General features: G+C 72.8%; 9 protein-coding genes. 4 read left to right on the top strand and 5 right to left on the bottom strand.

Annotated features, from left to right (window positions below; all coding sequences use genetic code 11):
• Nucleotides 1–18 precede the first annotated feature (18 nt).
• The 4 genes from efeU to ACFV0G_RS25380 all read right to left on the bottom strand — a co-directional run bounded on the left by efeU (nt 19) and on the right by ACFV0G_RS25380 (nt 5,030).
• On the bottom strand, nt 19–873 hold the full coding sequence (gene efeU, locus ACFV0G_RS25395) for an iron uptake transporter permease EfeU (protein WP_380552257.1): 855 nt from the start codon (nt 871–873) through the stop codon (nt 19–21).
• Nucleotides 874–912: 39 nt separating this feature from the next.
• Nucleotides 913–2,205, bottom strand: coding sequence for an iron uptake transporter deferrochelatase/peroxidase subunit (gene efeB, locus ACFV0G_RS25390; protein ID WP_380552267.1), 1,293 nt, complete (start codon nt 2,203–2,205; stop codon nt 913–915).
• An 82-nt stretch (nt 2,206–2,287) separates the two neighbouring features.
• Nucleotides 2,288–3,427: an iron uptake system protein EfeO gene (efeO, locus tag ACFV0G_RS25385; RefSeq protein WP_380552254.1), complete on the bottom strand. Its 1,140-nt coding sequence runs from the start codon at nt 3,425–3,427 to the stop codon at nt 2,288–2,290.
• Nucleotides 3,428–3,659: 232 nt separating this feature from the next.
• Entirely contained in the window at nt 3,660–5,030 is a 1,371-nt protein-coding gene (locus tag ACFV0G_RS25380) for a phospholipase (RefSeq protein WP_380552251.1), read from the bottom strand.
• A 123-nt stretch (nt 5,031–5,153) separates the two neighbouring features.
• Here ACFV0G_RS25380 and ACFV0G_RS25375 point away from each other — a divergent pair, with 123 nt between their 5' ends.
• A complete protein-coding gene (locus ACFV0G_RS25375) occupies nt 5,154–5,786 on the top strand; it encodes a class I SAM-dependent methyltransferase (RefSeq protein WP_380552248.1) in 633 nt (210 codons plus the stop codon).
• Nucleotides 5,787–5,809: 23 nt separating this feature from the next.
• On the opposite strand, the gene ACFV0G_RS25370 is transcribed toward ACFV0G_RS25375, so the two are convergent.
• Nucleotides 5,810–6,886, bottom strand: coding sequence for a GntR family transcriptional regulator (locus ACFV0G_RS25370; protein ID WP_380552245.1), 1,077 nt, complete (start codon nt 6,884–6,886; stop codon nt 5,810–5,812).
• Between the two features lie 333 nt (nt 6,887–7,219).
• Here ACFV0G_RS25370 and ACFV0G_RS25365 point away from each other — a divergent pair, with 333 nt between their 5' ends.
• The 3 genes from ACFV0G_RS25365 (at nt 7,220) to ACFV0G_RS25355 (ending at nt 10,432) form a co-directional block, all read left to right on the top strand.
• Nucleotides 7,220–8,266 carry a sugar ABC transporter substrate-binding protein gene (locus ACFV0G_RS25365; protein ID WP_380552263.1) on the top strand — a complete coding sequence of 349 codons (1,047 nt, stop codon included), beginning with the start codon at nt 7,220–7,222 and terminating at the stop codon, nt 8,264–8,266.
• Nucleotides 8,267–8,309: 43 nt separating this feature from the next.
• Nucleotides 8,310–9,089 carry an ATP-binding cassette domain-containing protein gene (locus tag ACFV0G_RS25360; protein ID WP_380552242.1) on the top strand — a complete coding sequence of 260 codons (780 nt, stop codon included), beginning with the start codon at nt 8,310–8,312 and terminating at the stop codon, nt 9,087–9,089.
• Between the two features lie 74 nt (nt 9,090–9,163).
• Nucleotides 9,164–10,432 (top strand): sugar ABC transporter permease, encoded by a 1,269-nt coding sequence (locus ACFV0G_RS25355; protein WP_380552260.1) that lies wholly within the window; start codon nt 9,164–9,166, stop codon nt 10,430–10,432.
• Nucleotides 10,433–10,468: the final 36 nt, after the last annotated feature.

Raw genomic sequence — 10,468 nt, 5'->3', positions numbered from 1 at the left:
TCGGGGTACGGCGGGGTCTCAGACGGCGGGCTTCTCCGTCGCCGCGGCGGGGGCGGCGGGCCGGGGCGCGGCCGAGCCGCCCGAGCGGCGCAGGAACAGCGCCAGGGTCGGCACCAGGTAGGCGGCCCAGACGCCCACCTGGAGCGCCGTCGGGTCGGGCTGGAAGTTGAAGACGCCCTTGAGCAGGGTGCCGTACCAGCTGTCCTTGGGGATGGTGCTGGAGATGTCGAAGAGCACGTCGTGCAGGCCGGGGATCCAGCCGGCCTCCTGGAGGTCGTGCACGCCGTAGGCGAGCACGCCGGCCGCGACCACGACCAGCATCGCGCCCGTCCAGGTGAAGAACTTCGCCAGGTTGATCTTCAGCGCGCCGCGGTAGAACAGCCAGCCGAGCACCACCGAGGTGAGCAGGCCGAGGATCGCCCCGATCAGCGGCCGGACGCCGTCGCTGGTCGCCTGGACGGCCGTCCAGATGAACAGCGCGGTCTCCAGGCCCTCCCGGCCGACCGCCAGGAACGCCGTCACGACCAGCGCGAAGGTGCCCATGGCGAGCGCGGCGTCCAGCTTGCCGTGCAGCTCGGCCTTCAGGTGGCGCGCCGTGCGGCGCATCCAGAAGACCATCCAGGTCACCAGGCCGACCGCGATGATCGACAGCGACCCGCCCAGCGCTTCCTGCGACTCGAAGTCCATCTGCGCCGAGCCGTACTGCAGCACCGCGCCGAAGGCCATCGACAGGACGACGGCGGCCGCGATGCCGATCCAGACCGGGGTGAGCCGGTCGCGGCGGCCGGTCTTGACCAGGTAGGCGATCAGGATGCAGACGACGAGGCTGGCCTCGAGGCCCTCACGCAGGCCGATCAGGTAGTTGCCGAACACGGGGAGCTCCTGGGGTGGGAGGTGGTACGGGTCGGGAGGTCAGCCGAACAGGGCCTGGCCCCACCACTCGCCGGGCTTGCGGATGCCGGGCGGGCACGCGAAGTGGCCGGAGCCGACGTGCGTGATGTACTCGTTGAGCTTGTCGTTGGCCGCCAGCTTGGTCTGCAGCGGCACGAACGCCTTGCGGGTGTCGCGCTGGTACGCGAGGAAGAACAGTCCGGCGTCCAGGCGGCCGAGGCCGTCGGTGCCGTCGGTGAAGGAGAAGCCGCGGCGCAGGATCATCAGCCCGTTGTTGCTGTCCGGGTGGGCCAGGCGCACGTGCGAGTCCTGCGGCATCGCCGACAGGTCCGGGGTGTCCCGCTCCTTCTGCTTGCCGTACGGCGCGCCCTCGCCCTTGGTGCGGCCGAAGACGTCCTCCTGCTCCTTGAGCGAGGTGCGGTCCCAGGCCTCGACGGTCATCCGGATCCGGCGCGAGACCAGGTACGAGCCGCCGGTCATCCACTCCGGGCCCTCGCCGGGGGCGACCCAGACGTGGTCGGCGAGCTTCGCGGTGTCGGAGCCGGCGATGTTGTGGGTGCCGTCCTTGAAGCCCATCAGGTTGCGCGGGGTCTGCGCCTCCGGCGTGGTGGAGGAGGTCTTGCCGAAGCCGAGCTGCGACCAGCGGACGTTGACCACGCCCATGCCGATCCGGGCCAGGTTGCGGATCGCGTGCACGGCGACCTGCGGGTCGTCGGCGCAGGCCTGGATGCAGATGTCGCCGCCGACCCGGGCGTCCTCCAGACGGTCGCCGCGGAACTTCGGCAGGTCGATCAGCGCGTCGGGGCGGCGGGCCTTCAGCCCGAACCGGTCGACGCCGTCCTTCTCGAACAGCGTCGGCCCGAAGCCGATGGTCAGGGTGAGGCGGGAGGCAGGCAGGCCGAGCGCCTCGCCGGTGTCGTCCGGCGGGGCCTCGGGGAGGCCGCCGGTGGCGCCGGCGCCGACCTCGCGGCCGCCGGTCATCGCGGCGGCGGCCTTCGTCCAGTCCTTGAGCATCCGGACGAGCACGGCGCGGTCGGTGGTGGTCACGTCGAACGCGGCGAAGTGCAGCCGGTCCTGGACGGGGGTGGCGATGCCGGCCTGGTGGTCGCCGTAGAAGGGGATGTCCGCGGTGGAGTCCACGGCCGGCGCGGTGCCGGCGTCCTGCTTCATGGTGGCGGCCGCGACCGAGCCGGCGGCGGCGGCGCCGAGCGCCAGTCCGGCGCCGGCCCAGCCGATGACGGAGCGGCGGCTCGGGGCGGCCGACAGGTCGGCGGTCTCGGCCGGTGCGGCGGGCTGAGAGGTCTCGGCGTCCACGGGGTTCCTCACGGGTGCGGGCTGGGCGGTGCTGGCTCGACCGGTGCCCGCGGCGGCCGGACGGCTGCCGCGGGCGGGCGGGTTACTGGGAGACGACGGAGGCGGCGAGCTTGGAGAGCGGCTCGCCGAGCGAGTTGACCGCGTCCGAGAAGGCCTTGCGCTCCGGCTCGGTGACCTTGTCGTAGGAGGTGTAGGAGCCGTCGGCCTGCTTGTACTTGCCGAGCAGGGCCTGGATGGCGGTGAACTCGCCGTCCAGGGTCTTGGCCAGCGCCGCGTCCTTCTCGGCGACGACCGGCTTCAGCAGCTCGTAGGCCTTCTGAGCACCCTCGACGTTGGCGTTGAAGTCCGACAGGTCGGTGTGGCTGTAGCGGTCCTCCTCGCCGGTGATCTTGTTCTTGGAGACCTCGTCGAGCAGTTCCTTGGCGCCGTTGGCCATGCCGGTCGCGGTGATCTCGGCCTTGGGGATGCGGGTCTGCCAGTCCTTCAGGTCGGTGACCAGCTGGTCGGCGAGCTTCTTGTCGTCGTCGGTGAGCGTGCCGGTCCAGAGCGACTTCTCGATCTTGTGCCAGCCGGTCCACTGCTGGCCGGCCTCCAGGCCGTCCTCGCGGGTGTCGGTCTTCGGGTCGATGTCGCCGAAGCTCTCGGCCACCGGCTCGGTGCGCTCCCAGCCGACACGGGAGGCCGCGAACAGCGACTTGGCCTTCTCCACGTCGCCGGCCTTGACCGCCTCGGCGAACTGGGTCACCACCGGGATGGTGGCGTCGGCCTGCTGCTGGGCGTAGGCGCGGTAGGCGTCGACCGCGGACTGCAGGCGCGGGTCGGCCTTGGCGGCGCTCGCACCGTCACCGGTCACGGTGATCTTCTGGCGGATGCCGTCGCCGGTCATGCCGGGCTTGCACGCGACCTCGTACGCGCCGGGCTTGATCTCGGCGGAGATGGTCACCTTGGTGCCGGGGCCGATGTTCTCGCGCTCGGTGACGATCTTGTCGCCGGCCGCGTACACGTACACCTCGGTGGACTTGGAGCCCTTGTTGTGCACCTCCAGGTGCACGGCGCCGCTCGGGAAGGACGTCCTGGAGAGCTCGCAGGCGGTGTCGGAGGCGTTGACCTGGACAGCGTCCGAGGAGGAGCCAGCGTCGTCCTTCTTCGAGCAGCCGGCCAGAGCGGCGCCGGCGACGGCGAGGGAGAGCAGCGTGACTGCGGTCGAACGGCGGGCGCGCATGACAGGCTCCGAGGGTGCGTGGTCGGTGTTCCGGTGCACGCAGACAGTAAGGGAAGCAAGCCTAACCTAACAACCTTTCGGACCGTCAGATCCGGGCGCTCCGGTCCGCCGCCCCGGGTGGGCGGCGGGCCCGGGGCGCGCCGGCGTGCGCCCGCCGGACCCGCCCGCCGTCGGGGCCGGGCCCGGCGGCGGGCAGATCGTTCGCCTGCGGAACTCCGCCGGTCGGGGCCGGTCAGCCCGCGTCGGCGTACCCGTTGAGCGCGGCCACCGCGGCCGCCGGGTTACCAAGGTCATACCGGTCGACGGTCAGGAACACCGGCTTCTTGCGCGCCGCCGGCCGGCAGAACCGCTCCGCCCGGTCGAGCAGCTTTCCGTTGTCGCTCGAGGCGGTCGGCGCGACGGCGACGTCCCGGAAGTGGTTCATCACGAAGAGCGGCCGGAAGCCGGGCTCGGTCCGGGAGAGCGGCACGACGTCGTCCGCGCCGTACCAGCGGCTGTAGCAGGACCAGTCCGAGGAGCCGATCCCGGACCCCATCGACCAGTAGTTCTCCACCGTCCACTCGCGCTGGTACATCACGCCGAAGCTGTCCCGGGTCAGCCCGGCCGCCTGGTCCGCGGCCCGGCTGTGGTCGGTGAAGAGCAGCAGCCGGTGCCCGCTCGCGACCATGTCCGCGACCTTCGGCCAGCCGCGCTCGCGCACCCCCGCGGTGTCCGGCCGGAACAGCACGTCCGGCAGGCCGCGCACCCGCGCCAGCTCGGCGCGCAGCACCCCGGGGTCGACGTAGTCCTCCAGGAAGACGGTGGCGATCTCGCCGGGGTGCTGCGCCAGGAAGTCGACGATCCGCTGCAGGTCCACCCAGAGCGCGACCGGGCGGCTGACCAGGAAGCAGCTGTCGTGGCACAGGATCGCGCCGTCCGGCGTCTGGTGGATGTCCAGCATGAAGCCGCGCACCCCGTCGGCCAGCTGCCGGTCGATGCCGCGCGCCTGGTTGGGCGCCAGGTTCACGAAAGGGGGCGCGAACCCGCCGTCCACGCCGTTGGCGTACGCGTTGTGGGCGGTCAGGAAGGTCATCTGGTCCAGCGTGCGCTCCCCGGGCCCGGGGATCGGCACGGTCGGCGGGGCGAGCGGGGTGAGGTAGAAGTCGGCCAGCGGCCCGGCCGGCGACACCGCCTGTGCGGCCGGGTAGACCGCGCCGGCCGGCTTCGGCGCGACGCTCAGGTAGTCGCCGGTCCCCGGCGCCCGCAGCCGCCAGGTCTGCGCCCCGGACGCCAGCACCTCCCAGCGCGCGGCCGGATCCGCACAGCCGACGACGACGGCCTGGCCGCCCGAGCGGCCCAGGCAGCGGCCGGCCTGGTCGGCGCTCTCCAGCACCGCCCCCGTGTCCTGCGGCCGCAGCGTCCACTGCTGGTGGTCCTCGTTGCCCTTCGGGTTGTGCTGGGCGACCGGGCCGCCGGCATCGGCGGCGTTCAGCCCGGTCACCGCGCTCTGCAGGTAGTACGCGCCCGGCGGCGGGGCGGCCCCGGCGCCGCCGCCCGCCGGGGCCGCGGCCAGCGCGGCGAGCTGGGCGGCGACGAGGAGCAGGCCGGTCCGGATGGTGCGCATCGTGGTCCTCCTGAGGGGCCCTGAGGCGGCGTCACCCCATCGAAGCGCATTCGGGCGTCATGTACCAGACAATGCACCGACCGTTCCGGCGCCGTAGGCTGCGAACAGCGAGGGAGGCCGCCGATGGACCGTCAGGACTGGGACGCCCGCTACCGCGCCGCCGAGCCGGTGTGGGGCCTGGAGCCCAACCGCTGGGTGGTGCGCGAGTGCGCCGGCCTGCCGCCCGGCCGCGCGCTGGACCTCGCCGCGGGCGAGGGCCGCAACGCCATCTGGCTCGCCGAACGCGGCTGGCAGGTCACCGCCGTGGACTTCTCCGCGGTCGCCCTGGAGCGCGGCCGCACCCTCGCGGCCGCCCGCCCGCCCGGCACCGCCGACCGGCTCACCTGGGTCACCGCCGACGTCCTCACCCACACCCCCGACCCGGCCGGGTACGACCTGGTCCTGGTCGCCTACCTCCAGGTGCCGGCCGCCGACCGGCGGGCCGCGCTGCGGGCGGCCGCCGGCGCCCTCGCCCCCGGCGGCACCCTGCTGGTGGTCGGCCACCACAGCGCCAACCCCGCCGAGGGCGTCGGCGGCCCGCAGGACCCGCGGGTGCTCTTCACCCCCGAGGACGTGCTGGCCGACCTCGACGGCCTGGGCCTGGCGGTCGACCGCGCAGAGCGCGCGCTGCGCGCCGTGGCCGCCCCCGACGGCCACGGCGCAGCGGGCACCGCGATCGACGCCCTCGCCCGGCTGCACCGCCCGCTCGGCGGCTGACGCCCGGCCGGCCGTCGGCCGCCTCAGCGCCGGTCGCTGGGCGCGGTGCGCGGCGAGGCCTCCAGGGCCCGGAGCCCGCCCGCCCGGAACCGGTCGCGCCAGGCGGTGACCAGCGCCGGGGTGTGCCCCAGCCGCCCGGCGACCTCCTCCACGCTCCACCGGTCGCAGCCGAGCACGATCCGGGCGCGCAGCGCCAGGCCGCGGTCCGGCGCGTTGGGGGAGGCCCAGGAGTCCAGCACCGCCCGGTCCGAGGGGCTGATCCGCGGAATGCCGCCGGGCGCCCGGGCCGGCCGGTCGGCGGGGAGGATCGCCTCACTGTCGGCGTACCGCAGCTCGGCGCTCTCGTCGCTGATCCGGAAGACCGTCGCGACCAGGGCCCGGCCGTGCTGGTCGGTGACCGTGCGGCGGACCTCCAGCCCGCCGCCCGGCCCGCCGCCCGGACCGGGGGTGCGGACCAGCTGGACGCGGTCGGCGGCCCGCAACCGCAGCCCGGCCATCGCCGCCCACAGATAGAGGTCCCCGAGTCCGGCCTCCGTCCGTCCGGCCGGCCCCTGGTCGGCCGCCGCCGCGGCCCGGCCGAGCTGCGGCACCAGCATCACCAGCGCCGGCCCGAACCAGGCCACCGCGCTCTGCAGCGACCGCCCGTCAGGGCCCAGCAGCCGGTGGTCGTACGCGAGCGCCGTCCGGTCGGGCGGCAGTGCCAGCGCACCTGCTGCCCAGGGCTCGGGCGCGCTGCGCAGCAGGGTGCCGCACCCCGCCGCCGACCGGTCCGGGTGCAGGAAGGAGCCCGGGAAGGAGGCGGCCGCCGAGCGGCTCGGGGTGGCCCGGACGGGCCGGCCGCCGGGTGGTGCGAGGACGTAGGTGCCGAGGTGGTCCCCGGCCACGCACCCGCGGTTGCGCAAGTGCTGCAGCGCCGCCCGAACCGTCTGGCGGTTCACCCCGTACGCGGCGGCGAGCCGGCGTTCGGAGGGGAGGTTCTGTCCTGCCCGGAGCCGCCCGTCGACGATCTCTGCGGCGAGATCGTCGGCGATGTCCAGGTAGGCCGCGGCGCGGCGGGCCGCGGGCCGATTCGTACGTCGAGTCGTCTGATGCGCAGGCATGACGAGGAGACCCCCACTGGTCGTTCCGTTGCCGTACCCCATGACCGTGCACCGTCAGCATAGGGCATTGGTCTGGACCACTGGTCGGTTGCGGGTGAATCTCTCGTGCAGGACCGGGGTCGGGCCGACCGTTCGCCGGGACGGCAGGGCGTCGCGCCGAGTACCGCCGAACGGGCGGACTTCACCGGCACGTTCGGCCCAGTTTCATTCGCGGGGGCGGGCGGGGGCTCGCAGACTCGGAGTCGGGGGTGAGATCGACTGAGAGGCTGTCCCGTGAAGCTCGTCGTCCGTCACATCGTCATCACCGCCGCGGCCGCCACCCTGGGCCTCGGCATGGCCGCCTGCGGCAGCGCCAAGCAGTCCACCAGCTCCGGGGCGTCGGGCTCGGCCGCCTCCGGGGGCACGGTGAAGGTCGGCCTGCTCCTGCCGGAGTCCAAGACCACCCGGTACGAGCAGTTCGACAAGCCGCTGCTCGAGGCGAACATCAAGAAGCTCGTCCCCGGCGCGCAGATCGACTACTACAACGCCAACCAGGACGCGACGCTCCAGCAGACCCAGGTCGACACCGCGCTCACCAAGGGCAACAAGATCCTCGTCCTCGACGCCGTCGACTCCAAGTCCATCCAGGCCTCCGTCCAGAAGGCCCACGACGCGGGCGTCAAGATCCTCGCCTACGACCGCCTCGCGCAGGGCCCGGTCGACGCGTACGTCTCCTTCGACAACTACAAGGTCGGCCAGCTGCAGGGCCAGGCGCTGGTGGACGCGGTCGGCGCCAACGCCAGCAAGGGCTCGATCATCATGATCAACGGCTCGCCGACCGACCCGAACGCCGGCCAGTTCAAGGCCGGCGCGCACAGCGCGATCGACGGCAAGCTGACGATCGGCAAGGAGTACGACACCCCGAACTGGGACCCGAACACGGCCAACCAGGAGACCGCCGCCGCGATCACCGCGATCGGCGCCCCCAACGTGGTCGGCGTCTACTCCGCCAACGACGGCATGGCCGCCGGTGCCGCCACGGCGATGAAGGCCGCCGGCGTCGCCGTCCCGCTGACCGGCCAGGACGCCCAGCTCGACGGCATCCAGCGCATCCTCGTCGGCACCCAGACGATGACGATCTACAAGCCGTACGGCCCGGAGGCCGAGGCCAGCGCCAAGATCGTCGCCGCGTGGGCCAACGGCACCACGCCCTCACCGAGCGAGGTACCGACCACCGCGACCAGCGGTAGCGGCCAGAAGGTGCCGGCCAACCTGATCACCCCGATCGTGGTCACCAAGTCCAACGTCAAGGACACCGTGGTCAAGGACGGCCTCTACACCGTCGACCAGATCTGCACCCCGACCTACGCCGACGCCTGCAAGGCCGCCGGCCTCCAGTGACGAGGGGCGGCCACCCGTCCGACCGACAAGGGAGTTGATGTCCGTGGAAGGCCCACCCGTTCTGGCGTTGCGCGGGATCTCGAAGCGGTTCGGCGCCGTCCAGGCGCTCACCGACGTGGAGCTCGAGGTGCCCCCGGGCGAGGTGGTCGCCCTCGTCGGGGACAACGGCGCCGGGAAGTCCACGCTGGTCAAGGCGATCGCCGGGGTCTACACGCCGGACGACGGCGTGATCGAGTGGGAGGGGCGGCCGACGAGCATCCACCGCCCCCAGGACTCCCAGCACCTCGGGATCGCGACCGTCTACCAGGACCTGGCGCTCTGCGACAACCTGGACGTGGTGGGCAACCTCTTCCTCGGCCGGGAGATCCGGAAGTTCGGCGTCCTCGACGAGGTCGCCATGGAGAAGCGGTCCCGCGAGCTGCTCAGCACGCTCTCCATCCGGATCCCCAGCGTGCGCATCCCGATCGCCTCGCTCTCCGGCGGCCAGCGCCAGACCGTGGCGATCGCCCGCGCCCTGGTGGGCGACCCGAAGGTCGTCATCCTGGACGAACCCACCGCCGCGCTGGGCGTCGAGCAGACCGCCCAGGTCCTGGACCTGGTCGAGCGCCTGCGCGAGCGGGGCCTCGGTGTGATCCTCATCAGCCACAACATGGCCGACGTCATGGCGGTCTCCGACAAGATCGCCGTGCTGCGGCTCGGCCGCAACAACGGAGTCTTCGACCGCCGCGCGACCAGCCAGGAGGAGATCATCTCCGCCATCACCGGTGCCACCGACAACGCCGTGACCCGGCGCAGGGCCCGTGGACAGGAGGGACAGCAGTGACCGACGATCCCACCGGCGGGCCCGGCCAGGAGCCCGGACGCGAACCCGGACGGGTCCCGCTGCCCGAGGACAGCATGCCGAAGGGCGGCGTCAACGCCCCGGTCGACGTCGCGGCCGCCGCCACCCCGGCGGTGGACCCGCGCCTGATCGTCCGCCAGCAGGGCCTGAAGGGCTACGTGCAGGAGTTCCGCCGCCGCGTCAGCAGCGGCGAACTCGGGTCACTGCCCGTCATCATCGCCCTCATCGTGATCTGGGTGGTCTTCGGCAGTCTGAACTCCAGCTTCCTGTCCGCCCAGAACCTCTCCAACCTCTCCCAGCAGATCGTCGGCACGGGCATGATCGCCCTCGGCGTCGTGTTCGTGCTGCTGCTCGGCGAGATCGACCTCTCCGTCGGCTCGGTCTCCGGCCTGTGTGCCGCGATCTTCGCCGTCATGGACGTCACCCACGGCGTCAACCAGTGGGTCGCCCTGGTGTGCGCGCTGCTGGGCGGCACGGCGGTCGGCCTGATCCAGGGCTTCTTCTTCGCCAAGATCGGCGTACCGGCGTTCGTCGTCACCCTGGCCGGCAACCTCTTCTGGAACGGCCTGATGCTGCAGATCCTCGGCAGCCAGGGCACCATCAACCTCCCCGGCGACGACATCGTCTCCAAGCTCTACACCACCATCTACGGCGCGCAGATCGCCGCGTACGGCGCGGCCGCGATCGGCGTCCTGCTCTTCCTCGCCTCCCAGCTGATCGACGCCCGACGGCGGCAGAACGCCGGGGTGCCGTCCCGGCCGCCCCTGGACATCGCGCTGCGCACGATCCTCCTGGCCATCGTGGCGTTCCTGGCGGCGTACACCCTCAACCAGTACAAGGGCCTGCCGCTCGCGCTGCTGATCTTCCTGATCTTCATCGTGGTGCTGGACTTCGTGCTCCGCCGCACCACGTACGGGCGGCAGATCTTCGCGCTCGGCGGCAACATCGAGGGCGCCCGGCGCGCCGGCATCAACGTGTCGTGGACCCGGATCTCGGTCTTCATGATCACCTCCACCATGGCGGCGGTCGGCGGTCTCTTCCTGGCCGCGCAGATCCAGTCGGCCAGCCAGACCTCCGGCGGCGGCAACCTGCTGATGAACTCGATCGCCGCGGCGGTCATCGGCGGCACCAGCCTCTTCGGCGGCCGGGGTTCGACCTGGTCGGCCCTGCTCGGTGCGCTGGTCATCGGCTCGATCCTGTCCGGCATGAACATCGAGGGCCTGAGCAACGCCCTGCAGTTCATGATCACCGGTGCGGTCCTGCTGGCCGCGGTCGTCATCGACTCGCTGGCCCGCCGTACCCAGCGGGCGGCCGGCCGGGCCTGACCCGGCCCCGCCGCCCGGCACTCCCGGCCCCGCACC

Source organism: Kitasatospora sp. NPDC059571 (assembly GCF_042735675.1).
In the GTDB taxonomy this organism is placed as follows: Bacteria; Actinomycetota; Actinomycetes; order Streptomycetales; family Streptomycetaceae; genus Kitasatospora.
Note: the sequence above shows the minus strand (reverse complement) of the source record. Positions and strands in the feature narration are given on the sequence as shown.

Coding starts and splice junctions, on each gene's coding strand:
- efeO (WP_380552254.1), bottom strand. CDS start 3,427: ATGCGCGCCCGCCGTTCGACCGCAGTCACGCTGCTCTCCCTCGCCGTC.
- ACFV0G_RS25380 (WP_380552251.1), bottom strand. CDS start 5,030: ATGCGCACCATCCGGACCGGCCTGCTCCTCGTCGCCGCCCAGCTCGCC.
- ACFV0G_RS25375 (WP_380552248.1), top strand. CDS start 5,154: ATGGACCGTCAGGACTGGGACGCCCGCTACCGCGCCGCCGAGCCGGTG.
- ACFV0G_RS25370 (WP_380552245.1), bottom strand. CDS start 6,886: ATGCCTGCGCATCAGACGACTCGACGTACGAATCGGCCCGCGGCCCGC.
- ACFV0G_RS25365 (WP_380552263.1), top strand. CDS start 7,220: ATGGCCGCCTGCGGCAGCGCCAAGCAGTCCACCAGCTCCGGGGCGTCG.
- ACFV0G_RS25355 (WP_380552260.1), top strand. CDS start 9,164: ATGCCGAAGGGCGGCGTCAACGCCCCGGTCGACGTCGCGGCCGCCGCC.